Annotated in this window: 22 protein-coding genes; 14 read left to right on the forward strand and 8 right to left on the reverse strand. The window is 34.0% G+C overall.

Features of this window, described 5'->3' with window-relative positions; all coding sequences use genetic code 11:
* Nucleotides 1-55: 55 nt before the first annotated feature.
* Nucleotides 56-1,879, reverse strand: coding sequence for an adenylate/guanylate cyclase domain-containing protein (locus tag FND99_RS06420; protein ID WP_246074186.1), 1,824 nt, complete (start codon nucleotides 1,877-1,879; stop codon nucleotides 56-58).
* A gap of 5 nt (nucleotides 1,880-1,884) precedes the next feature.
* Complete coding sequence (locus tag FND99_RS06425) at nucleotides 1,885-2,337, reverse strand: hypothetical protein (RefSeq protein WP_144337147.1); 453 nt, start codon at nucleotides 2,335-2,337, stop codon at nucleotides 1,885-1,887.
* A 297-nt stretch (nucleotides 2,338-2,634) separates the two neighbouring features.
* On the opposite strand from FND99_RS06425, the gene FND99_RS06430 reads away from it, so the two are divergent.
* The 5 genes from FND99_RS06430 to FND99_RS06450 all read left to right on the forward strand — a co-directional run bounded on the left by FND99_RS06430 (nucleotide 2,635) and on the right by FND99_RS06450 (nucleotide 8,497).
* Nucleotides 2,635-3,522 carry a YitT family protein gene (locus tag FND99_RS06430; protein ID WP_144337148.1) on the forward strand — a complete coding sequence of 296 codons (888 nt, stop codon included), beginning with the start codon at nucleotides 2,635-2,637 and terminating at the stop codon, nucleotides 3,520-3,522.
* A gap of 220 nt (nucleotides 3,523-3,742) precedes the next feature.
* The gene (gcvT, locus tag FND99_RS06435) at nucleotides 3,743-4,825 is read left to right on the forward strand and encodes a glycine cleavage system aminomethyltransferase GcvT (protein ID WP_144337149.1); all 1,083 of its coding nucleotides are present in this window, start codon (nucleotides 3,743-3,745) and stop codon (nucleotides 4,823-4,825) included.
* A gap of 311 nt (nucleotides 4,826-5,136) precedes the next feature.
* The gene (locus FND99_RS06440; protein WP_144337150.1) at nucleotides 5,137-7,167 is read left to right on the forward strand and encodes a S41 family peptidase; all 2,031 of its coding nucleotides are present in this window, start codon (nucleotides 5,137-5,139) and stop codon (nucleotides 7,165-7,167) included.
* Nucleotides 7,168-7,431: 264 nt separating this feature from the next.
* The gene (locus tag FND99_RS06445) at nucleotides 7,432-8,145 is read left to right on the forward strand and encodes a YebC/PmpR family DNA-binding transcriptional regulator (protein WP_026729302.1); all 714 of its coding nucleotides are present in this window, start codon (nucleotides 7,432-7,434) and stop codon (nucleotides 8,143-8,145) included.
* Nucleotides 8,146-8,287: 142 nt separating this feature from the next.
* The gene (locus FND99_RS06450) at nucleotides 8,288-8,497 is read left to right on the forward strand and encodes a hypothetical protein (protein WP_144337151.1); all 210 of its coding nucleotides are present in this window, start codon (nucleotides 8,288-8,290) and stop codon (nucleotides 8,495-8,497) included.
* Nucleotides 8,498-8,570: 73 nt separating this feature from the next.
* On the opposite strand, the gene FND99_RS06455 is transcribed toward FND99_RS06450, so the two are convergent.
* The 4 genes from FND99_RS06455 to FND99_RS06470 form a co-directional block, all read right to left on the reverse strand.
* Nucleotides 8,571-9,476 (reverse strand): LamG domain-containing protein, encoded by a 906-nt coding sequence (locus FND99_RS06455; protein WP_144337152.1) that lies wholly within the window; start codon nucleotides 9,474-9,476, stop codon nucleotides 8,571-8,573.
* Nucleotides 9,477-9,802: 326 nt separating this feature from the next.
* Nucleotides 9,803-10,729: a LamG domain-containing protein gene (locus tag FND99_RS06460; RefSeq protein ID WP_144337153.1), complete on the reverse strand. Its 927-nt coding sequence runs from the start codon at nucleotides 10,727-10,729 to the stop codon at nucleotides 9,803-9,805.
* A gap of 379 nt (nucleotides 10,730-11,108) precedes the next feature.
* On the reverse strand, nucleotides 11,109-12,149 hold the full coding sequence (locus FND99_RS06465) for a PLP-dependent cysteine synthase family protein (RefSeq protein ID WP_144337154.1): 1,041 nt from the start codon (nucleotides 12,147-12,149) through the stop codon (nucleotides 11,109-11,111).
* A gap of 70 nt (nucleotides 12,150-12,219) precedes the next feature.
* Entirely contained in the window at nucleotides 12,220-14,280 is a 2,061-nt protein-coding gene (locus FND99_RS06470; protein ID WP_144337155.1) for a S9 family peptidase, read from the reverse strand.
* Nucleotides 14,281-14,426: 146 nt separating this feature from the next.
* Between FND99_RS06470 and FND99_RS06475 the strand changes: the two genes are divergently transcribed.
* Nucleotides 14,427-14,747 carry a YbaB/EbfC family nucleoid-associated protein gene (locus tag FND99_RS06475; RefSeq protein ID WP_144337156.1) on the forward strand — a complete coding sequence of 107 codons (321 nt, stop codon included), beginning with the start codon at nucleotides 14,427-14,429 and terminating at the stop codon, nucleotides 14,745-14,747.
* A 229-nt stretch (nucleotides 14,748-14,976) separates the two neighbouring features.
* Here FND99_RS06475 and FND99_RS06480 read toward each other — a convergent pair whose 3' ends face one another.
* Complete coding sequence (locus FND99_RS06480) at nucleotides 14,977-15,996, reverse strand: threonine aldolase family protein (RefSeq protein WP_144337157.1); 1,020 nt, start codon at nucleotides 15,994-15,996, stop codon at nucleotides 14,977-14,979.
* Nucleotides 15,997-16,363: 367 nt separating this feature from the next.
* Between FND99_RS06480 and prfB the strand changes: the two genes are divergently transcribed.
* The 8 genes from prfB (at nucleotide 16,364) to hemN (ending at nucleotide 24,531) form a co-directional block, all read left to right on the forward strand.
* Nucleotides 16,364-17,462, forward strand: a protein-coding gene (gene prfB / locus FND99_RS06485; RefSeq protein ID WP_144337158.1) for a peptide chain release factor 2 whose coding sequence is annotated in 2 segments (ribosomal slippage) — nucleotides 16,364-16,426 and nucleotides 16,428-17,462 — 1,098 coding nt in all. Because the reading frame shifts where the segments join, the coding sequence is not laid out codon by codon here.
* A gap of 69 nt (nucleotides 17,463-17,531) precedes the next feature.
* On the forward strand, nucleotides 17,532-17,978 hold the full coding sequence (gene msrB, locus FND99_RS06490; protein WP_144337159.1) for a peptide-methionine (R)-S-oxide reductase MsrB: 447 nt from the start codon (nucleotides 17,532-17,534) through the stop codon (nucleotides 17,976-17,978).
* A gap of 332 nt (nucleotides 17,979-18,310) precedes the next feature.
* A complete protein-coding gene (gene lpxD, locus FND99_RS06495; protein ID WP_144337160.1) occupies nucleotides 18,311-19,309 on the forward strand; it encodes a UDP-3-O-(3-hydroxymyristoyl)glucosamine N-acyltransferase in 999 nt (332 codons plus the stop codon).
* Between the two features lie 338 nt (nucleotides 19,310-19,647).
* The gene (locus FND99_RS06500) at nucleotides 19,648-21,276 is read left to right on the forward strand and encodes an acyl-CoA carboxylase subunit beta (protein WP_144337161.1); all 1,629 of its coding nucleotides are present in this window, start codon (nucleotides 19,648-19,650) and stop codon (nucleotides 21,274-21,276) included.
* Nucleotides 21,277-21,398: 122 nt separating this feature from the next.
* Complete coding sequence (locus FND99_RS06505) at nucleotides 21,399-21,821, forward strand: DoxX family protein (protein WP_144337162.1); 423 nt, start codon at nucleotides 21,399-21,401, stop codon at nucleotides 21,819-21,821.
* 115 nt (nucleotides 21,822-21,936) lie between these two features.
* Nucleotides 21,937-22,284 carry a hypothetical protein gene (locus tag FND99_RS06510; protein WP_144337163.1) on the forward strand — a complete coding sequence of 116 codons (348 nt, stop codon included), beginning with the start codon at nucleotides 21,937-21,939 and terminating at the stop codon, nucleotides 22,282-22,284.
* Nucleotides 22,285-22,397: 113 nt separating this feature from the next.
* Entirely contained in the window at nucleotides 22,398-22,874 is a 477-nt protein-coding gene (locus tag FND99_RS06515; RefSeq protein WP_144337164.1) for a hypothetical protein, read from the forward strand.
* A gap of 292 nt (nucleotides 22,875-23,166) precedes the next feature.
* Nucleotides 23,167-24,531 carry an oxygen-independent coproporphyrinogen III oxidase gene (gene hemN, locus FND99_RS06520; RefSeq protein ID WP_144337165.1) on the forward strand — a complete coding sequence of 455 codons (1,365 nt, stop codon included), beginning with the start codon at nucleotides 23,167-23,169 and terminating at the stop codon, nucleotides 24,529-24,531.
* On the opposite strand, the gene FND99_RS06525 is transcribed toward hemN, so the two are convergent.
* Entirely contained in the window at nucleotides 24,528-25,229 is a 702-nt protein-coding gene (locus FND99_RS06525; RefSeq protein ID WP_144337166.1) for a sulfite exporter TauE/SafE family protein, read from the reverse strand. The genes hemN and FND99_RS06525 overlap by 4 nt on opposite strands.

The following is a 25,229-nucleotide window of genomic DNA, read 5'->3' on the forward strand; positions in this document are numbered from 1 at the left end:
CTTTTAAAATCCAATAATCTGTGGCAAAAAATAATCATCAATTTGACTGAAATTTTCAATTCAAATGTTTATTTACAAAATACATTTTCATTCTGCCTTTATTTTTAACTTCGATTTCGCCGCGATAACTGCAATCGAAATTATCTTTTATCAACTCAAACGTGTTTTCGGAGATATTTATTTTTCCGGATTCCGAGTTTGATTCCATTCTTGAGGCAATGTTTACGGCATCTCCCCAAATATCGTAGGCAAACTTTTTAGTGCCAACAACTCCGGCAACAACAGGTCCCGAATTAATTCCGATTCTGATATTAAAACCAGTTTCATTAAAATCTAAATTTGATTTTGAGTCTTCAACAAATTTAAGCATTTCTAAAGCAGCAAGAAGCATTAAATTTGCATGATTATCAGACGGATATGGCAATCCGCCGGCGCACATATATGAATCGCCAACGGTTTTTATTTTCTCTAAATCGTATTTCTCAATTATTTCATCAAATTTCGAAAAGTAATAATCGACCGTTTTTACTAATTTTTCTGGTGATAAATTTTCAGAATAACTGGTAAAACCTTCAAAATCTGTAAACAAAACCGTAACCGATTCAAATTTTTTAGCCAATACTTTTCCGGTTTCTTTTAATTCGGCAGCCGTTTCTTCTGGCAGAATATTGAGCAATAAAGAATTCGAACGATTTCTTTCATTTTCAATAATTTTGTTGGTTTTGTGCACAAATTTATATCTTCGGTACAAACCAAAAGCCAGCAAAAGCACCAATACAAAAGAAATTATAGACGAAATAGCTATAATTTTTTGTGTCTTTTTTTGCTGATTCAGTAAATTGACTTCAACTTGTTTTTGCGCAATTTCTGCCGTTGTACGAATGTCGGCCATTTTCTGAACCATTTCAATATTATTTACACTGTCGCGATAAACAATGTGATTTTTAAAATAATAAAGTGATTCTCTGAAATTTCCCGATTTCTGATATAATTCTGAGAGTTTTAAATTTGTATTGCTCAGCTGCTCTTTCAAACCGTATTTCTGCGCCAAGCTCAAACTTTCTTCGGCATAACCCAATGCTTTTTTCCAATTATTTCGCTTCAAATAAATATCGGACATATAAGTTAGATAGTCCGAAATGGCGTAATAATCCCCGACTTTTTCAAGAATCGCAATGGCTTCATTTATATTCTTCATCGCCAAATCGTCTTTTCCTTGCTCTGCATAAAGCATTCCGGTATTCCCTAAATTATAGGCTGTACCAATTAAATAATTAGCCCTCTTAAAAAGAATACCGGACTCTTTATAGTAAGCTAATGCATTTTCATACCTTTTACTTTTCGAATATTCTTCGCCTGCATTCAATAAGGCAGTGGCTAATGAGATTGTATCGGTAGTTTTTCGTAAAATTGAAATTGCTTGCTTATAGTAAATTTGGGCGTTGATAGCGTTATCCATAACCGAATATACATCGGCAATCGACATATTTGCGGCACCTTCGCCAGCAGGAAAATCAGCTTGAACTGCAGCATCTTTGCTTTTAAAATAAGCTTCGAGTGCCGTATTCAAATCGCCCAAAACGCGGTACGAATTTCCTTTTTGCAGATAACCGCGATGCAGATAGAGATAATTCTTTTCTTTTATTGATAACCTAATGAGCTCGTTAGCATATTTTAATGATGTTTTGAGATCACTGACTTCGTTGAATGATAAATTTCGCAATAACTCGAGCTTTGCTTCGCCAGAAACTTTATTCTCCATATAAATTTTCTTCAAGCTGTCGGCTACTTTTTGATTTTGAGCCTCACTAAAAAAAGGCAAAAAACAGACAACAGCGATCAAAAAACAAACTCTGGCTACTGCGATACTTTTCTTCAAAATGCTTAACTATTTGCTCTTAATTTAGGATCAATCAGGTACTTTTTGACATTCTTTTTGTAGTAAATGCTGAAATTGATTTTGTAAATATTGTTTGTCTCAGCAATTTCGGCCTGATCTTTAACGGTTGCAACCACTTTGCTGTTTTTCCCACCAGAACCTGTAATGGTAATATCGTCATCTAGAAAATAAATGTCAGTCGGGTCATTTAAATCAAAATCATAAACAATACTTTCAATCGCAATATCGTATCCAACATCTTTAGATTCTCCAACCCATTCTACATTTTGAGCTATGTAAACATCGCTTATAAAATCAACGATTTTACCTGTTTCGGATTTTCCGTCATTATCATCAGAGAGGGAGCAATTCTCGTGAATATCATCCTGAGAAGGATTTGCCATATGATAGAGTCTGCTGGCATCAACAGTCAAAACTATCTGCACATTTTTACCCATAATTCAATCATTTAGAATTAATTAATTTACTTTTTACAGGCCAAAAATTAGTTTAGGACTTCATGATTAACTGGTTGATTTTTAAGGGGTAACATTTTTAATACACTCAAATTTAGTGATTTTTTTATTTAAAGAATTATAAAATATTCAAGTTGCGCTTTAATCGGATTAAAGTATCGTTTCATCGGATTTTTAGTTAATAAAACAAGTAAATTCTCTATATTTATAATTACAATTATCTATCTATAAACCAATTACAAGTTTACTTCGAATAAATTTCAGCTAACACAAACGCTCATGAACGTAAACAAACACACGATAGATTGGAACGAAATTTTCAACTTTAAAAACATTGCTCTAAATATAATTGGAGTCGCTTTTATCACTCTGGCGCTTAAAGGTTTCATGCTTCCAAATAAATTTCTGGACGGTGGCGTAATTGGGATCTCCATTCTTCTTCATGAAATTCTTCATCTTCCGTTTGGTGCATTGGTGCTGGTTTTAAATATTCCGTTTCTTTTTATTGGAAAAAAAATCCTCGGAAATACATTCGCCTTGCAAAGTCTTATTACGTTTGTTCTGATTGCTTTGAGCATTAATTTTGTTCATATTGAAGCCGTAACCTCAGATCGATTATTGATCGCTTTATTTGGTGGTTGTTTAATTGGGATTGGAATGGGATTTTGCATCAGAAGCGGTTCAACTGCCGATGGAATCGAGATTTTAGCTTTGTTGACTACCCGAAAAATCGGTTTAAATGTTTCTGAAGTAATTTTCGGAATCAACAGTTTGTTATTTTTAGCAGCGGCTTGGTATTTCGGAATTTCCACTGCTTTATATTCTATCGTTACGTATTTTTCAGCGGTAAAATCTTTAGATTATATTTCGCAGGGCGTTGAGCAGTATATTTCGCTTCATATAATTTCGGCAAAAAGTGATGAAATAAAAGATTTGATTGCCAATAAATTCCGAAAAGGAATTACCATTATTAAAGGCGAAAGAGGTTATTTGCCAGACAGTTTTGATGAAAAATGGGATTGCGATATTATCGTAACTATTGTCACGCGCCTTGAATTGCTTCGAATTAAAGAAGAAATAAGCCAGCTTGATGCTCACGCATTTATGTACATCCAATATATAAAAGATGCAAGCGGCGGAATTCTAAGATTAAAACCAAAACATTAAATCTTTAAATTCTTCAATCTTTCAATCTTTCAATCATTCAATCATTCAATCTTTCAATCTTTCAATCTTTCAATCATTCAATCATTCAATCTTTTAAATCCATTCCAAAGCTAGAGTATCACAAGAATTACCCCTAAATAATTGCGAAATTTATAATTTAGACTATAAAAATTCGATATTTTTTGAATAAATTTGCGACTCAATTTTATAAAACAACACAATGAAAAATACTGCGCTTACGCACATACATGAAGGTTTAGGAGCAAAAATGCTTCCTTTTGCTGGTTATAACATGCCTATTACTTATGAAGGAGTTAATGCTGAACACGAAACGGTTCGTAACAGCGTGGGCGTTTTTGACGTTTCGCACATGGGCGAATTTTTATTGACGGGTCCAAATGCTTTGGCTTTGATTCAAAAAGTAACTTCAAATGATGCATCAGTTTTAACGATTGGAAGAGCGCAATATTCTTGTCTTCCTAATAATGAAGGCGGTATTGTTGATGATTTGATCATTTATAAAATGAAAGATGAAGAATATTTACTTGTTGTAAATGCTTCGAATATTGAAAAAGACTGGAACTGGATTTCATCTCATAATGATTTAGGAGTTGAAATGAAGAATCTTTCTGATGATTACTCTTTATTGGCAATTCAAGGACCAAAAGCAGTTGAAGCTATGCAATCTTTATCGTCTATAGATTTGTCTGCAATTGCATATTACCATTTTGAAGTGGCTGATTTTGCTGGTTTCAATGATGTAATTATCTCTGCAACTGGCTATACTGGTTCTGGCGGATTTGAGATTTATTGCAAAAACGCTGATGCTGAAGCAATTTGGAACAAAGTTTTTGAAGCTGGAGAAGCTTTCGGAATCAAGCCAATCGGACTTGCAGCACGCGATACTTTACGTTTAGAAATGGGATTCTGCTTATACGGAAACGATATCAACGACACGACTTCTCCTCTTGAAGCTGGTTTAGGATGGATTACTAAATTCACTAAGGATTTTACTAATTCTGAGAACCTGAAAAAACAAAAAGAAGAAGGCGTTTCTAGAAAACTAGTTGCTTTTGAAATGCAAGAGCGTGCAGTGCCAAGACACGATTATGAAATTGTTGACGGTTCTGGAGCTGTAATCGGGATTGTGACTTCTGGAACAATGTCGCCTTCTATGAATAAAGGAATTGGTTTAGGATACGTGACAGTTGCAAACAGCGCTGTTGATAGTGATATTTTTATCAGAATCAGAAAAAATGACGTTCCTGCAAAAGTGGTAAAACTGCCTTTTTACAAGAAATAGTTTTCAATAAGTCTTAAAGTTTTAAAGTCTTAAAGTCATAAAGTTGAAATACAAAACTTTTAGACTTTTGACTTTCGACTTAAAAAAAATCTGAAATGCATTACAGTTTTAAAATTGTAATGCATTTTTTTATTTCCAAAAACGCACTTTTTTTGAAATAATAAATAGTGTTTTTCCATTTTTCAGCTGGCATTTTTCTCATTTGATGTCATTCATAGATAAAATCATTTCGTTGTCGATATTCTGCGGAAATTACTGTCTTTTATCAAAAAAATACCGTAATTTTAATGTAACTGATGATTTACAGATCTATGAAAAACCTATTATTAGTATTTCTGCTGACTTCAACTGTTCTATTTGGTCAAAATAGTACTCAGACGTGCCAGATTTTAAACAAAATCAATGCCCTTATTCAATCCGAACACATTCGGCCAAAACCTGTAGACGACAGTTTATCTGTGTTTGTTTTTGATAATCTGATCAATGAATTAGATCCTTCCAGAAACATTTTCTTTAAGACCGAATATGACGAAATGTCTACTAAATACCGCAAAAATCTTGATGATTTAATCTTGAGCAATGACTGCAGTTTTCTTGATGACATTACTTCAAAATATAAAACGGGACTTTTGAGAACTAAAGCGGTTTTAGAAAAAATTCAGGCAGAAAAAATTGATTACACAACAAAAGACACTATTCGTTTCTACAAAAAAGCCTTTCCTTTTTATCTTAAAAAAGAAGATCTTGAAAAAGTTTGGCGTAAAAAACTGCGCTATCAAATTTTAGACGATATAGCCGAAACAAGCGACAATTTGGATTCGATTAAAGCAAACTTTACCTCAATTGAAGCATCAGCAAAGCGTGTGATTTTATCAAATGAAATTTGCAGAATCAATACACTTTTAGAAACTAAACTTAAACAGGAAGAAAATCTATACAACTATTTTTGCACGTATTTCGATCCGCATACGGCTTATTTCAGCGATGATTCTAAAACCAGTTTTGTAGCTTCATTGTCTAAAGAGCATCTTTCACTAGGAATGAGCGTTAATCTGAATGAAAAAAACGAAATAATTATAGCCGAAATTGACCCAAATGGCCCGGCCTATCAAACCGGACTTATTAAAAAAGGTGATCAGATTATTTCGATCTCAAACCAAAAAGAAACCTTGAAAGTTTCCTGTGCTTCATTGGAATCAATTTCGAGCATGATTTTATCAGAATCGAATAAAAGCATTACGCTTACGCTGAAAAGAAACTCAGGAAAAAGCTTTGATGTTTTTATCGAAAAACAAGTTATGAAAGATGAAGACAATTCGGTTTTCAGCTTCATAATTGGAAAAGACAGTAAAATTGGCTACATCAAAATTCCGAGTTTTTATGCTGATTTAGATGAAAACAACAGAAAAGGCTGTGCCGATGATGTTGCACGAGAAATAATGAAACTCGAAAGAGACAATATAAAAGGATTGGTTATTGACTTGATTGACAACGGTGGCGGTTCTATGGAAGAAGCCATAAAATTAGCCGGAATGTTTATTGATTACGGCCCGATTTCGATTGTAATAGACAACAAAAAAGAAAAATCTGTGATAAATGATCCTTATAAAGGCTTAATTTATAAAGGACCAATTGTAGTTTTGGTAAACAGTAATACGGCATCGGCAAGTGAATTTTTCGCTTCGATAATGCAAGATTATAATCGAGCGCTTTTAATGGGAAGTACTACTTTAGGAAAAGCAACCATGCAGACAATCCTTTCGCTTGACGAACAAAAAAATACCGACTTTTTGAAAATTACAATTAATAAATTTTACCGCGTTACAGGTAAAAGCCATCAATATGTGGGCGTGACTCCTGATGTGGTACTTCCGGAATTTTATGAGGATGTTTATCAAAAAGAAAGTGATTTCCCTACTGCGATCAAAAATGACAGCATTGCGCCATTTTTAAAATACAGACCGTATGAAAAACGTGCTCTAATCGATAAACTAGCCAAAAATTCTGCCGCAAGATTGGCTGACAATTACTATTTTAACGACATCAAAAAAATAAATCAAAAAATTGACAACATCGTAAACACGCCAAAAGCCGAACTTCCAATGACACTAGACGCTGTTTTCAAACAAAAAAAACTGGTGAATTCGCTTTGGAAAGAAATCAATACTTTCAACGATGAGAATAATCCGCTGGATGTTTACAACTCAACTGTAAATCAGTTTTTACTTGGCGTTTATCCAAACGACAAAACGGTAAATCAATACCAAATCGATAATCTAAAAACTAATCCGTACTTGAACGAAGCCGTAAATGTTATCAATGAATTTAATGGCTCAAAATAGATTTTTTGTTTTAGGTTTCAGGTTTCAGGTTTGAAGTTTAACCGCAAAGCACGCTAAGTTTACGCAAAGTTCGCAAAGATTTTATACAAAGCTTTGCGAACTTTGCGTTTATAGGCGCAATCTCAAACAAAAAAACTTTGCGTGCTTTGCGGTTAATTCAACACAAGCCATTCAACCTTAAACTTCAAACAAAAAAAGAACTGCATTGTTTTTGGAAAAATAAGGAATAACCGTATTTTTGCATCACAAAACTAAAAATTAGAAATGGGAAGAGCGTTCGAATTTAGAAAAGGAAGAAAAATGAAACGTTGGTCAGCAATGGCCAAAACATTTACCAGAATTGGTAAAGATATCGTTATGGCTGTTAAAGAAGGCGGACCAAACCCAGACGCCAATTCTAGATTGAGAGCTGTAATACAAAATGCGAAAGCGGCCAACATGCCGAAAGACAATGTGGAGCGCGCTATTAAAAATGCAAGCAATAAAGATACTGCCAACTATAAAGAAATTTTGTTTGAAGGATATGCGCCTCACGGAATTGCAATTTTGATTGAAACTGCTTCTGACAACAATAACAGAACAGTTGCAAACATTAGAAGCTACTTCAACAAATGCAACGGAACAATGGGAACTCAAGGTTCTGTTGAATTTATGTTTGATCATACTTGCAACTTCAGAATCGCTAATAACGGTCTTGATGCTGAAGAATTGGAATTAGAATTAATTGATTTTGGTGCTGAAGAAGTTTTTGAAGATGAAGACGGAATCTTGATCTATGCTCCTTTTGGAAGTTTTGGTGCTTTACAGAAAGAATTAGAAAACAGAGGTCTTGAAATCTTATCTTCTGGTTTTGAACGTATTCCGCAAATCACAAAAGAATTAACTGAAGCTCAAATCGCTGACGTTGAAAAATTAATCGAGAAAATCGAAGAAGATGATGACGTCATGAACGTTTATCATACAATGAAAGAAGAATAATATTCTAAAAAATACTGAAATAGAGCCTTAGATTTTTCTAAGGCTTTTTTGTTTGTAATGGTTTTAAACTAAGAGCAAAATAGTCAGAAAAATATATTTACTATTATATTTGCCAAACCTCAAACAAAAATTAAAATAAAAAATGCAAACATCAAAATACACCAAAATAGCAGTCGTTGTACTGGTCCTTTTGTTTTTAGCTTTAAGCGTAATCAGCTGTAGTACTTATGTACATACGAGCGCTCCTGCACCAGCACCAACAACAAAAAAAGTGCCACCAGGACAAGCTAAAAAAATGTCAGGAAGCCAAAGTGCAAAAGCATACGCTCCAGGACAACAAAAGAAAAACTAAAAAAAAAGCCTTCTGAGATATAATTCAGAAGGCTTTTTTACATAAATAGCGAAAAATTTATGACTAAATAAAACTATTTTTTCGAAGGATTTTTAGTTACTTTAAGCAAATACGTTCCTTCTGGCAAATCAGTAATGCTAGAAGCGTTTCCAGTTATTTTTTTCCCTTGCGAAAAAACTTCAATGGTTTTCGATTCTCCACTGTTTTCAGCCGAAGTTGGTGTATTAGAAGTTGGTGTTTTTGCTGGAACGGCAGTCTTTGCAGGAGCATCAGCTACTTTTTTTGCCGTACTAGAAGCTGAAGTCGCTACAGCCATAGATGCTGGTTTAGAACTCATAAAAGCATCTTTAACTTGCTCGTCGGTCATTGCAACATTATAAATTTTAAGATCGTCTATATCGGCATTAAGAACAGTTGTAGTATTTATTTGTCCTAATCTAAGAATATATCCTTTTGTAGCACGAATAATTCCCGTTGCCGATTTTAATAATTCTCCGTTTCTATATATTTTAGATATAGTGCCGTCATACGTAATATTGTATTGATACCAAACTTCTTTTTGAAGAGGAACAGAAGCAATTAAATTATTAGCGTCTCCCCAACCCACAAGGCTCAAATCGGAATTTCCAGAAGTTGTAGGTTGCTGCAATAATCCAAAAAACTGCCCATTGACAGCCGTACCGTAACCAAAAATATAATTTGCGGAAGCAACAGTATTGAATTTCACCCAAAAAGAAATTGATCTAGGCTTATTTTCCTGCGGAAGATCCCCCACTACTCCCTGCAATACTTTATTGGTAATCCTTTGTGCTGCTTTTGGCGTTCCCATTCTGTCGTTTACAAAATTAGGAGCTCCCAATAGTGTGATCGTATTATCAGCACTGCTTAAAGTACCATTGAAATTAAATTCCTGTACAGGATTTTGGGCATTAGAATTTAAAAAAGCTACAAACAGTAATGTAAGTAATAATTTTTTCATAGATATGATTTAGGGTATTTAAAAATCTTCTTAAAACGGATGGAATGACCAAAAGCATTCTCAATAAATAATTTCAATATTTTGTTAAAAATATAAATTTAATTCAAAGCTACAAAACATTCACAACTCATTAGTACATTATTCTTATTAAAATGATGATAAAGTAAAAACTGATAAATTTCAGTCTGCTATTTGTAAAAACATCTTTACAAAAAAAACCTTCTGAATTTCAAAAGGTTTTTTCCACTATCCAAAATAAATGCTTACTAAACAACATAATAAAAAACTAAAAAACTAACTATTTCTATTAACCAAATTTTTGATGCTTACTTTGAAGTGATTTTTTTTGATGGTGCATTTGTTATTTTCAACAGATACGTTCCTTCCGGCAAATCACTAATACTCATTGAATTATCTCCAATTATTTTTTGCCCTTGCGAATAAACCTCAACATTTTTACCAGACACATTTACATCACTAGTAGCTATAATTGTTGTTGAAGGCGCCGTTTTAACTGGAGTTTTACTTTTTACAGCCAACGTTTTAGTAGTTGCCGTTTTTATTGCTGGCGCAGCGTCGGCAGCAATAGCAATCACAGGTTTTGATTCTTCATAAAATGCAGCAACTTGCTCATTTGTTAGCGCAACATTAAAAATTTTCAAATCATCAATATCTGCATTAATACCTACTGTAGTATTTATTTCACCAAGTCTAAAAATATTGCCTTTTGTTGCACGAGTCATGCCATCTAATGATTTTACAAGTACGCCATCACGATATATTTTAGAAACTGATCCATCAAAAGTTATTGTATAATTATACCATTTTCCTTTCGTTAAAGGAACCGAAACAATTACATCATTACTTGCACCCCAGCCAGCTAAACTTAAATCTGAATTTGAAGAAGGGGTTCCTTGTTGCAGCAAACCGTAATATTGAGCATTATAAGCTGTTCCGTACCCTAAAATATAGTTTGCTTTTGAAATATCGTTTAACTTCACCCAAACACTAATTGATCTTGCAGCATTGTTTTGAGGCAAATCATCAATTACAGCTTCAAGCGCTTTATTGTTCAAACGCTGTGCACCAGTTGGATTTCCCATACGATCTGGAACAAAATTATTTGTTCCCATGAAGGTAATTGTATTTTGAGTATTGTTTAAAGTTCCGTTGAAGTTAAACTCCTGAATAGGATTTTGCGCAGTTGCATTCAAATAACTTACAAACATTAAAGAGAGCAGTAATTTTTTCATAGCGATAGATTTAGGGTTATTAAAAAACATTGTGTCATTTTAACACTGCTAAACTATATTTTTATGCTTTTCACCGAAAATTTTTTCGATAACTAACCTAAATAATCGTTTAAATAACCAAAATTGATGATTTTAAACGATCAATTGCATTTTTTTATACTTTCAGTAATATTATTAAAATAATAGTATTACTTCAATCAAACTTAAACTTTCTTACGTATAAATACGGTATTTATAATAATTATTGATTTTTACAAATCGTCTTTTTTAGGCGTTTTTGAAAAAATATCAAACTTTAAAAAATTGAACCAATCAAGAACAAAAAAAAACTCCATCATTACGATGGAGTTTTGTTATATAAAATCTAATGATCTTTCTCTTATTTTACGAATTCAATTTTTTGAACTTCTTCTTCGTTGATGCTGTCAAAGAATCCTTGTTCATTCATCCAGTCATCGCTAAATACTTTACTCATATAACGAGAACCGTGATCAGGGAAAATAGCAATAATGTTGCTGTCTTTTGTAAACTCGCCTTCTTCAGCATATTGCTTAATAGCCTGCATTACTGCTCCTGATGTATATCCAACGAACAAACCTTCTTTACGAGTAATTTCACGTGCAGAATGAGCACTTTCCTCGTCGGTTACTTTCATGAATTTATCGATGATATCAAAATCTGTAGCAGATGGAATTAAGTTTTTACCTAAACCTTCAATTCGGTAAGGGTAAATTTCTTTATTGTCGAATTCTCTTGTTTCGTGATATTTCTTCAATACTGAACCAAAAGCATCAACACCCAGAATTCTGATATTAGGATTTTGTTCTTTTAAGAATTTTGCAGTTCCAGAGATTGTTCCACCTGTTCCGCTGCAAGCAATCAAGTGTGTAATTTTTCCGTTTGTCTGTTCCCAGATTTCTGGACCGGTTGTGTTGTAATGTGCATCAATATTTAACTGATTGAAATATTGATTAATATAAACAGAACCTTTTGTTTCTTCGTGTAAACGCTTGGCAACATTGTAGTAGGATCTTTCATCATCAGCTGAAACGTGAGCAGGGCAAACATAAACTTTTGCTCCTAAACTTCTTAGCATGTCTATTTTATCTTTTGATGATTTTGAACTTACTGCCAAAATACAGTTATAACCTTTAATAATGCTGACCATTGCCAAACTAAATCCAGTATTACCGGAAGTTGTTTCAATGATCGTATCACCTGGCGACAAAATTCCTTTTCTCTCGGCTTCTTCAATAATATATAATGCGATTCTATCTTTTGAGGAATGACCTGGATTAAAAGCTTCTACCTTTGCGTAGAAATTTCCTTCTAACTCTTCGGTGATTTTATTTAGCTTAATAAGTGGGGTGTTACCTATTAATTCTAAAACATTATTATAAGCATTTATTTCTTCTTTCATAAAAAAATAGTTAATCAAAGGTTTTTTTTAAAACCCCCGATAGGTTGCAAATTTAACAAAAATTTTCTAATTAGCTTTTAATTTTCTCTAAATCTAATAAAAAACTAAATTCTTTTGCTAAGTCCTTCAAAGCCTCAAAACGTCCTGAAGCACCGCCATGACCGGCATCCATATTAGTATCTAAAAACAAAAATTTATCGTTTGTCTTCATATTTCTTAATTTGGCTACCCACTTGGCAGGCTCCCAATATTGTACCTGCGAATCGTGCAATCCTGTAGATACATACATGTTTGGATAATCTTGCGCTCTTACATTATCATACGGCGAGTATGACAACATATAATCATAATATTTTTTATTGTTTGGGTTTCCCCATTCATCATATTCTCCGGTTGTTAACGGAATTGTATCATCTAACATTGTTGTTATTACATCAACAAAAGGAACTTGAGCAATTACTCCGTTGTATAATTCGGGAGCTTCGTTTGCAATAACTCCCATCAAAAGTCCTCCTGCTGATCCTCCTTCTGCATATAAATGTTTTGCAGAAGTATATTTCTCGTTTATTACAAATTTAGAGCAATCGATGAAATCTGTAAAGGTATTTTTCTTTTTTAACAGTTTTCCATCTTCATACCATTGTCTTCCCAAGTCTTCTCCTCCACGTATATGCGCGATCGCGTAAATAAATCCGCGGTCTAAGAGCGAAAGTCGTGTTGATGAAAAATAAGTATCCATTGTAATTCCATATGATCCATAAGAATACAATAAAAGCGGATTTTTGCCATTTTTCTCCAATCCTTTTCTATAAATCATCGAAATTGGAACTTTTACTCCGTCTCTTGCCGTTACCCAAACACGCTCTTCGATGTAATTTTCTTTATCAAATTTTCCTCCCAAAACCTGTTGCTCTTTCAAGATTTCTTTGGTTTGGGTTTTCATATTAAAATCAATTACTGAAGATGGCGTTGCAAGCGACTGGTAGCTGTAACGCAAAATATCGGTATCAAAATCAATATTTGTTGTTGTGTAAGCATTGTAAGTTTCGCTTCCAAATGGCAGATAATAATCGGGTTCGCCATTCCAAGGCATGATTCGAATATGATTTAATCCGTTTGAGCGCTCTTCAACAACCAAATAATTCTTAAAGATTTCAATATCTTCCAACAAAACATCTTCTCTGTGCGGAATAACATCTACCCAGTTTCTTTTCTTTGTTTTGTTTTCAGGCGTTTTCATCAACTTAAAATTCGTTGCCTTATCTTTATTTGTCAAGATATAAAACGAATCTTCATAATGTGAAATACTGTACTCTAATCCGCGTACACGAGTTTGAAAAACCTCAAATTCGCCATCTGGATTATCAGAATTCAATATTCTGTATTCCGTCGTCAAAGTACTTCCGGAACTGATTACAATGTATTTTTTAGACTTTTCTTTGTGTACAGAAACATTAAAAGTATCATCTATTTCATCATAAACTAAAACATCATCTTTTGAATTTGTATTTAATTTGTGTCTGAAAATCTTGTCGGCTCTTAAAGTAACTTCATCTTGTCTGGTATAAAACAAAGTCTTGTTGTCATTTGCCCAAACCGAGCTTCCTGTCGCATTTTCAATTTTGTCTGATAAAATTTCTCCCGTTTCTAAATTTTTAACTTGAACCGTGTAAATTCTTCTTCCAACGATATCGACTCCAAAACTGGCAAATTTATTATCTGGACTAATACTCAATCCGCCTAATTTGAAATAAGCATGTCCTTTTGCCAATTCGTTGCAGTTGAACAAAATTTCTTCCTCTGCAGAAAGGCTTCCTTTTTTTCGGGCAAAAATTGGGTAATCTTGACCAGTTTCAAAACGGGTGATATAAAAATAACCGTTGTAGAAATAAGGAACTGATGAATCGTCTTCTTTAATTCGGCTTTTCATTTCTTCATACAAAGATTCTTGCAAATCTTTAGTATGAGCAGTCATACTTTGATAGTAATCGTTTTCTTTATTGAGATAATCGATAACTTCAGGATTTTCGCGGTCGTTTAGCCAAAAATAGTTGTCAATTCTAGTCTCTTTATGTTTTTTTAGTTTCTTCGGAATTTCTTTGGCTGCGGGAGCCATTATATGATTTTGCATTTATTGAGCATTTATTTTTTAAATACGAAGGAGCAAAAGTAGTACAATCAAAACAGAACCAGAATTAATTTTTTCATAAAATATTCTATTGATTTACCATAGCAATATACTAATTTTGTCGTAAATAATTTAAAAAATCGAGAAAAATGGATTTAATGGGAATGATGGGCAAACTTAAAGAAACCCAGCAAAAAATTGAAGATACAAAGAAACGCTTAGATACTGTTTTAATTGACGAACAAAGCGCTGACGGATTATTGAAAATTACAATTACAGCAAGCAGAAAAATAAAAACTATTTCTGTTGATAACTCTCTTTTAGAAGATAAAGAACAATTAGAGGACTACTTGATCGTAACTTTAAATAAAGCAATTGAAAAAGCAACTAGCATCAACGAAAGAGAACTTGACGCTGTAGCAAAAATGGATATGCCGATGATTCCTGGGATGGATAATCTTTTTAAATAAGGTTCAAAGTTGCAAAGGTCCAAAGGCTCAGAGGTTTTCTACATTGTAACCAATAAAAAAGACGCATTAAAATGCGTCTTTTTTTATTTTAAACCTTTGTCCCTCTGAACCCCTGCAACTTTGAAACTTTGCAGCTTTAAACCTTTGCTCCTCTGAGCCTCTGCAACTTTGAACCTTCGAAGCTTCAAACCTTTGCCCCTCTGAACCTTTGCAACTTTGAACCTTTTTTCTAGATCTTCGAAAAAGTCTCCATCACATACGTGTGCATAACTTCTTTGTAATCTAAATGCGTTACGATTCTGAGTTTATTGCGCCCTAGGGAGCTTATTAATATGTTTTTCTGTTTCAATTTTTCGATTAAAAGCGTATCGCTATAACCCTCTGCTAAAGAGAAAATCAAAATATTAGTTTCAACAGGCTCAACACTTGAAACCCAAGATTTTGTGCTTAAAATAGCGCCAATTTCTTTTGCTCTTCTGTGATCTTCTGCTAGTCTTTCAATATTATTTGCCAAAGCATATAATCCGGCTGCAGCCAAATAACCAACTTGGCGCATTCCCCCGCCTAATATCTTTCTGATTCTCAACGCTCTGTGAATATCAGCTTTGGTTCCAAGCAAAACAGAACCAATTGGCGCGCCTAATCCTTTTGACAAACAAACGGATATTGTATCGAAAATAGCTCCAAATTCTTTCGGATTTTGTCTTTTGGCTACCAATGCATTCCAAATTCTGGCTCCATCTAAATGGAATTTCAAATTATTGGCATCGCATACTTTTTTAATCTCTCTTAAATCTTCCAATTCATAACACGCTCCTCCTCCTTTATTGGTTGTGTTTTCGACACAAACCAAACTAGTCAACGGACTGTGATAAAATTCAGGATCATTGATTGCTGCTGCAACTTGAGCTGCGTTGATCATGCCACGGTCGCCATCTAACAAACAGCAAGAAACGCCACTGTTAAAGGAAACTCCTCCCCCTTCAAAATTATAAACGTGCGCAAATTTATCGGCAATTAACTGCTCGCCAGGCTGTGTGTGAAGTTTAATAGCGGTTTGATTTGCCATAGTCCCTGATGGAAAAAATAGTCCAGCTTCCATACCAAAAAATTCGGCTACTCTTGTTTCTAATTCGATAACCGTAGGATCCTGCTTATATACGTCATCGCCAACTTGTGCATTGAACATATATTGCAGCATTTCGTATGTAGGTTTTGTAATGGTATCGCTAACTAAATTTATTTCCATATAAAACTAATATCTTTTTTTGGACAGCAAAATTACGTATTACTGTTATTTATTAATCGCAAGTTTTCATAAATTTTAACTTTCGATTACTATACAACCAAATTAACGTAATATTTATAAAAAACATATAAAACTAACATTAATAATTCAAAAATTGAAGAGCAGTTTTAGAAACTATTTTATTTGACAAAAAACCAACTCTTCAAAATTGGTCAAAATCATTAATTTTTAACCACTTACAAACTAATGTGCGTATTCTAAATTTATTACTGCTTTCTAAAAACTAAATCTTATTTTTGTACTACGAAACTGTAAAATCAAATCAAGGCAGTTTCTACAAAAAACATCTAAAACTATTTAATAATTTATGACAACAGCCGAACAAGTAAAAGGTATTGTGGAGCGCCTTGGTGCGTTGAGGAGGTATCTTTGACGTTGATGCCAAGCTAATCGAAATTGCAAACGAAGAAGAAAAAACTTTTGCGCCAGATTTTTGGAACAATCCGAAAGAAGCAGAAAACATTGTAAAAAATCTTCGAAACAAGAAGAAATGGATTGAAGATTATGATAAAGCTGTCGAACTTACTGATGAGCTTCAGCTTGCTTATGATTTTTATAAAGAAGGCGAACTTTCTGTAGAAGAATTAGACGAGCAATACAATAATGCACAATCGCATATTGAAAACATCGAATTCAAAAACATGCTTTCTGATGAAGGTGACAGTCTTAGCGCCGTTGTTCAAATTACAGCCGGAGCCGGAGGAACGGAAAGCTGTGACTGGGCCGGAATGTTGATGCGTATGTACATGATGTGGGGCGAAAGCTACGGCTACAAAATAAAAGAACTTAACTTTCAAGAAGGTGATGTTGCCGGAATTAAAACGGTAACTTTAGAATTTGAAGGTGATTATTCTTTTGGTTATTTAAAAGGCGAAAATGGTGTTCACCGTTTAGTGAGAATTTCTCCTTTTGACAGTAATGCTAAGCGTCATACATCGTTTGTCTCTGTATATGTTTATCCGCTTGTTGATGATAGTATCGAAATCGACATTAATCCTGCTGATATCGAAATTACAACTTCACGTTCAAGTGGAGCTGGAGGACAGAATGTAAATAAAGTGGAAACGAAAGTCCAATTGGTTCACAAACCAACTGGAATCCAAATTCAATGTTCTGAAACACGATCTCAGCAAGACAACAGACAACGTGCCATGCAAATGCTTCGTTCTCAATTGTACGAAATCGAGTTAAAAAAACAGCAAGCACAACGCGCTGATATTGAAGCCGGAAAAATGAAAATTGAATGGGGTTCGCAAATTCGTAATTACGTAATGCAACCTTATAAATTAGTAAAAGACGTTCGTACAGGTTACGAAACTAGCGATGTTGATGGTGTAATGAACGGAAATATCGATGCTTTTCTAAAAGCCTATCTAATGATGATGGGACAGAAAGAGGAAGAGTAAACAGTGTTCAGATTTATAGTATTCAGTCACAGTAAACCTGAAACCTGAAACTTTAAAACTAAAAAAGTTATGATAAAATGGGCCGATGTAATTCATTTTACAAATAAAGGAAATCCAGCTCCGGAGAAAAGAGTTGAGAAAACGGAAGAAGAATGGAAACAACTTCTAACTTCTGAAGAATTTCAAGTAACACGTTTAAAAGGAACTGAAAGATCTTTCAGCTCTGAGTTATGCAGTTTATTTGATCCCGGAATTTACGAATGTAAATGCTGCGGAACCGTTTTATTTGATGCAAGTGAAAAATTTGAATCAGGAACTGGCTGGCCTTCTTTTACACAGCCGATAAAAGAAAATGCAATTGCCTATCATGCTGATAAATCATACGGCATGATCCGGGTTGAAGTGGTGTGCAATGTCTGCGATGCGCATTTGGGGCATGTTTTTCCCGATGGTCCGCCACCAAGCGGTCTTCGTTATTGCATAAATGCCGTTTCACTCTCTAAGATCAAAGACTAAATACAAAACGATTCCTCTTAAAAAGGGAATCGTTTTTTTTTGATTTATAAGCAATTAACAAAAAAAATGTAAGTTACCGCTTATCAATAAAAAAAGCATGTTTTTAATGGTTTATAAAAAGCTAAATACCTCTTTATAAACTGTCTACCCCAATAAACACTTGCCTTAAAAATTACAAAACCAACAATATTTTAATATTTAAAATGTTAATCTTTTAATAATTAAACTATAATTTTAAACATCTTTCAACAAACTCTTTAAAAACATTAGGTAATTAAATTGTAATTCATTTTATTTGGCGAAAATTAACCTCAAATTCTAGCACACAGTAAATGAAATCCTATTCAATTCAAGAGATTAACGAAGTAATTAATGGCGTGATATACGGCTCAACTTCTCAAAGCATTACTGCAACCGAGCAACTGGAAAAGGCAACAACTTCGCAAATTTCATTTATAGGAAATAAAAAATACGAAAAATACTGGTCTGCTTCAAATGCTTCTATCGCAGTTGTTAACGAAGATATTTCGATAGAACCTGGCGAAAACCGCGCATTTATTAAAGTAAAAAATGCCGATTTAGCTATGTCTCAAATACTCAACCTTTTTGCTCTTCCTACTCCTGTTTTTCGAAATAATATTCACAAAACGGCTACTATTGATGAAACCGCAATTATTGCCGAAGGTGCTAAAATTGGTGCGGGCTGTTATGTTGGTCCAAACGTAGAAATTGGCTCTAATGTAACATTATATCCAAATGTGACCATTTTAGACGAATGTACGATTGGAAAAAATACTATTATTTGGTCGGGGGCGGTTGTGCGTGAGCGTTGCCATATTGGAAATGACTGTATTATTCATCCAAATGCGACTATTGGCGCTGATGGTTTTGGATTTCGTCCGTGCAAAGAAAACGGACTTGTAAAAATTCCGCAAATTGGGAATGTCATTATTGGAAACGGTGTTGAAATTGGTGCAAATACTTGCGTTGACCGCGGAAAATTCAGTTCTACTATTTTGGGCGATGGCTGCAAAATTGATAATTTGGTTCAAATTGGACATAACAGCAAATTAGGGAAATTCTGTATTATGGCTGGAAACAGTGGTTTGGCCGGTTCTGTAACTTTAGGAAACGGTGTTATCATTGGCGGAAGCGCATCTATAAAAGATCACACTAATATTGGTGATGGAGCTGTTATTGGTGCGGGATCTGGCGTTACTGGTGATGTTCCAGCAGGAAAAACCATGTTGGGTTATCCGGCGGTTGAAGCTCGAGATGCTTTAAAACAATGGGCAATGCTAAAACAAATGGTTTGCGGGCCTAAAAAATAATCAGGTTTTAAATTAATTATTCAAAAACAGAAGCACAAAACTTCTGTTTTTTTTTAAAACACATAGAAACATAGGCTTTATAGATCGAAAAGAGGTTAAAAAGAAACTAGTTTCTAACACATAGAATGAAACGCTTTTTCTAATGAGGTAAAATCTATGTTACAATTTGTTCGAATTAAGCATACAGCTATTTAACATAAAAAGCAGAAGTAGAACTTCTGCTTTTTTTATGCCTTATTGTTATCAAAATTTAAAATGAGACATTTTCAAAACATTCCATTTATTTCAATTGATTTTGTAAATTAGCCAACACTATTTTGTAAAATCAATATTATATCATGGATTTAAACTTCAATAAAAACGAAGATCACAATAAATTACTCCTTTCAGAATTAAAGCAAAAATTTGCCAAAGTGAAATTAGGCGGAGGCGAAAAACGCATCGAAAAACTGCATGCTGAAGGAAAAATGACCGCTCGTGAAAGAATCGCTTATTTATTGGATGAAAATTCAAAAAGTATTGAAATTGGTGGTTTTGCAGGTGATGGAATGTATGCAGAACATGGCGGATGTCCATCTGGAGGTGTTGTGGTAAAAATTGGCTACATCAAAGGAAAACAATGCATTGTTGTTGCAAATGATGCTACTGTTAAAGCTGGTGCTTGGTTTCCAATTACTGGAAAGAAAAACTTACGTGCGCAGGAAATTGCTATGGAAAACCGACTTCCGATTATTTATTTAGTAGACAGCGCTGGAGTTTATCTGCCAATGCAAGATGAAATTTTTCCAGATAAAGAACATTTCGGACGCATCTTTAGAAATAATGCCCAAATGAGCAGCATGGGAATTACCCAAATTGCAGCTGTTATGGGAAGCTGCGTTGCCGGAGGAGCTTATTTGCCAATTATGAGCGACGAAGCATTGATTGTAGATAAAACGGGAAGTATTTTCCTAGCCGGAAGTTATTTGGTTAAAGCCGCAATTGGTGAAACAATCGGTAATGAAACTTTAGGCGGCGCGACAACGCACTGCGAAATCTCTGGCGTTACTGACTATAAAGCAAAAGATGACAAGGATGCTTTAGACAAAATCAAAAATATCGTAGATAAAATTGGTGATTTTGATAAAGCTGGCTATAGCCGAATCAAAGCTGAAAAACCTGCTTTAGAACCAAAAGATATCTACGGAATTTTGCCAAAAGCACGAAATGAGCAATACGATATGATGGAGATCATAAATCGATTGGTTGATAATTCAGAATTTGAAGCTTATAAAGAAGGTTACGGCCAATCTCTGATTACTGGATATGCTAGAATCGACGGCTGGGCGGTTGGAATTATTGCTAACCAAAGAAAAGTGGTGAAAACAAAAAAAGGCGAAATGCAATTTGGCGGCGTCATTTATTCTGATAGTGCTGACAAAGCAACACGTTTTATAGCAAACTGCAATCAAAAGAAAATTCCGCTTGTCTTTTTACAGGATGTTACCGGTTTTATGGTTGGATCAAAATCAGAACATGGCGGTATTATTAAAGATGGAGCTAAAATGGTAAATGCGGTAAGTAATTCTGTTGTTCCAAAATTCACTGTAATCGTTGGAAATTCATATGGTGCAGGAAATTATGCAATGTGCGGAAAAGCTTATGATCCTAGATTAATTTTTGCTTGGCCCAGCGCAGAACTTGCCGTTATGGGCGGAACACAAGCAGCAAAAGTTTTGGCGCAAATTGAAGCTTCTTCGCTTAAGGCAAAAGGAGAGCTTGTTGATGAAGCAAAAGAAACCGAATTATTCAACAAAATTAAAGCACGCTACGACGAACAGACATCGCCGTATTATGCTGCATCAAGACTTTGGACAGATGCTATTATTGATCCACTAGATACACGCACATGGATTTCAATGGGAATTGAAGCAGCCAACCACGCTCCTATTCAAAAACCATTCAATTTGGGCGTAATTCAGGTTTAAATCATTCCGAAATTCTCAGAATAAGTTAATTTAACACCAAAAAACTCATTTTCAAGCACTTATTATTACGTATGTGATTAAAATTTTGTAATTTTAATAAACAATTTTAATCACGCTATGTCATGGAAAATGTAAAAAGCTTGAATAAATGGGCGAATGCGCACACTTATTTACCAGTAGATTTAGTACGTATTGTATTGGGTGTTTTTTTATTTATGAAAGGAGTTTCATTTGTAACAAATGTTCAATATCTGCATGATTTAATTTCTCCAATCGATCAATTTGGAGGTGGCATGTTCCTGCTGCATTATATTGCGCCCGCGCATATGATTGGAGGAATAATGATCGTTTTCGGTCTGCTCACTCGATGGGCAATTGCTGCACAGCTGCCAATTCTTTTTGGAGCAGTTTTGGTTAATTTCATGGGAAGAATGCATTCTGAAAGCTTGTTTCTTGCAATCACAGTATTACTGATTTGCATTTTCTTTCTCTTTTATGGCGGGGGAAAGCATTCCGCCGACTATTACTTTAAAATGCAGCAATAAAGTACTTTTATCCTCAGCCTCTCATTCCCGCTGAGGATAAAACAAAAAAGCATTTTAAGAAGTAATTAGCACTTAAAAATTTCTTTTATTGTGTTTTATGAACTAAATTCGCCCCATGAATTGGATTCGTAAGACCGTTTTATTTATATCCCTTTTGATTATAGGCTTCTTTGCTTCTCAGGCAAGCGACGCTCCTATGCAAAAAATTGAAAGCGAAAAAACGGATTCGAATTTCTGCAAAGATATTCCAGATTCTTCTGCGTTTATCCAGCCACAAGCCAGCTATCAATTTGCTGCAAGCATTAAAACAGATTACCCTGTTACGGTAAAATGGTTTGACTCGCTCCTATCTGTTGTTCCTCAGCATGAAGCGGCAAATTCCTTATTTAATTACACACGTCAATTTTCAACGCAGGGCAAAAAAATTTCCCTTATGCTCTATGCGTTCCATTTTTTTTGGTAGATAAATCCCTGAAAATTACTTAGAAAGAAATCTTTCCTTTCTCGCTAATGAACTGTTTTCTACACGAAAACTGTTTAGTATTTCATATTATTTATCAAATTAAAATATCCAAAATGGAAACTAGTGTAACCATAATTGGGATAGTGATTGCAATCATTGTCGCAATTCCAATTTATTTTTCAGCACGATCGAGCGCTGCAAATAAATCAAAGATCCTAAATATCAAAAAGAAATTCAACGCCTCTCATCCAGAAGATTTTGATCTCACCGAATCTCAAAGCAATAAAACGCTTACGATAGATCAAAAAAGCAGAAGATTTATTTTAATGAATTTCAATCCAAATCAGCAAGAATCAACTTATGTAGATTTAAAAAGTGTTTCTTCCTGTAAATTGGTTTTGACGACAGACGGAAACTCTGATGCAATTCTGAAAATAGATTTTGAATTCCAAGAAAAAGAAACTTCAAAAAAAATCACAATACCATTCTATGATTTTGATGATGACCGCATCAAGCAGATCAGCGCTTATCAAGATCATATGTTTGCAAAAAAATGGCTTAAAATCATCCAAGATTCTATTTCACGTTAGTTATTTAATTCAGTAAAAGAGGCTCAATTTTGAGTCTCTTTTTTATTTTGAACTACTTTATGAAATTTTCAATAAGCAGGAGACATAAATTCTAATTGCAAAAAAGAGGATAAAAAAACAAACACGTTTCTTTCACATAGCAAACTATGTTTATTTAATTATGTGAAACGCCTTTTTAAAGTCTCTAAAATCTATGTTTCTATGTGTTAGTTTTACAGCAACAATATGATATTTATCATTTTAAATCTTCAATTGATGAAGTAATTTTGATGCTTCTAAAAATGTTTTATTTATGAAAATATCACTTACTCAAAAATATAACGTCCCTGGTCCAAGATATACAAGTTACCCGACAGTTCCGTACTGGAATGAAGCCGATTTTAACTTAGAAAAATGGATCGAATCTTTTCAAAAATCATTTTTAGAAAGCAACTCGAAAAACGGTATCAGTTTATATATTCATCTGCCATTTTGCGAAAGCATGTGCACTTTTTGTGGATGCAACAAACGAATCACAAAAAATCATTCTGTAGAAGAAGTTTATATAAATGCACTTTTAAAAGAATGGAGTCTTTACTGCGAACTTTTACCTGAAAAACCACTTATAAAAGAAATTCATTTAGGCGGTGGAACTCCGACTTTCTTTTCGGTTTCAAATTTAGAAAACCTAATAAACGGCATTTTTAAACTAGCTGATAAAGCAAAAAACTATGAATTTAGTTTTGAAGGACATCCAAATAATACGACTTACGAACAGCTAAAAAAGTTATATGATTTAGGCTTTCGCCGAGTTAGTTTTGGGGTTCAGGATTATGACGAAAAAGTTCAAAAAGCCATTCATCGTGTGCAACCATTTCATAACGTTGCCAAAGTAACTTTTTGGGCAAAAGAAATTGGTTATACCTCAATTAGCCACGATATTATTTTTGGGCTTCCGTTTCAGACTGTCGAAAATATCGTTGATACAATAGAAAAAACAAATTCATTAAAACCAGACCGATTAGCATTTTACAGTTATGCGCATGTTCCTTGGATAAAAGGCAACGGACAGCGTGGTTTTATTGAAGAAAACCTGCCAAAAGATGCCGAAAAAAGAATGCTTTACGAAACCGGAAAAGCATTGCTGGCAACAAATGGTTATCATGAGGTTGGCATGGATCATTTTGCGCTCTCATCTGATAGTTTATATCAAGCTGCTCATAATAAGAAACTACATAGAAACTTTATGGGCTACAGTGCTTCAAAAACACAGCTTATGATTGGCTTGGGAGTTTCGTCAATCAGTGACAGCTGGTTTAGCTTTGCGCAAAATACCAAGAATCTGGAAGATTATTATCAAATTTTGCAATCAGATCAATTGCCAGTTGTTAAAGGTCATATTTTAACCGACGAAGATTTAATTATTCGAAAACACATCTTAAATCTAACATGTGAACTAGAAACTTCTTGGAACAAGGAAACATTATATTTTAAAGAATTACCAGAGGTTTTATTCGCTTTAAAAGAAATAGAAAATGACGAATTAATTATAATCGAAGAGAATAAAATCGAAATTACAGAAGCAGGAAGACCTTTTGTTCGTAATATTTGTATGGCTTTTGATTTACATTTAAAAAGAAAATCACCAGAAACAAATCTGTTTTCAATGACAATCTAATGACAATTAGGAGTCTGCTGTACAAACAAACTCATATTAGAAGGCGATAAATAAGGAATTCCAAGTCCTAAACCTCTCAAAATAAATAAAACTCCAATAAACACCGCGACATACGGAATTGCTTTTTGAATTTTATTTCGGAAAGGCAGTTTCAATAATGATTTGATATAAACCACAATAGTCATTAAAGGAATTGTTCCTAAACCGTAAAGAAGCATATATAAAACGCCCAAGCTTGCACTTTGCATCGCAATTGCGCCGAATAGAGCGACATAAACCATTCCGCATGGAAGAAAACCATTCAATAAGCCTATTACAAAAAGAGATTTATAACTTTTGTTCTTAAACTGGCTTCCTAAGCTTGATTTAATTTTAGAAATTATTTTGTAAACGGGTTTTGAAAAATTGTATTTAGAAAATGCTTTTTCAGGAATCAAAACAATGGCGATCATGGCAATACCAATAAAAATGGATATTTTTTGCTGAATTCCCGCCATTAAAAAACCTCGTCCCAGCAAACCAAAAATCAAACCTATTGAAGCGTATGCTGTAAGACGCCCAACATGATAGGTAATAATCTGAGTTGCTTTTTTTGCTTCATTTTGATGATCAACTGGCAGCATTACAGCAATAGGCCCGCACATTCCCACACAATGCAGACTGCTGATTAGACCTAATATAAATGCTGAATATAACAT

Origin of the sequence: Flavobacterium daemonense (genome assembly GCF_007341385.1) — a bacterium.
GTDB classification, from domain to species: domain Bacteria; phylum Bacteroidota; class Bacteroidia; order Flavobacteriales; family Flavobacteriaceae; genus Flavobacterium; species Flavobacterium daemonense.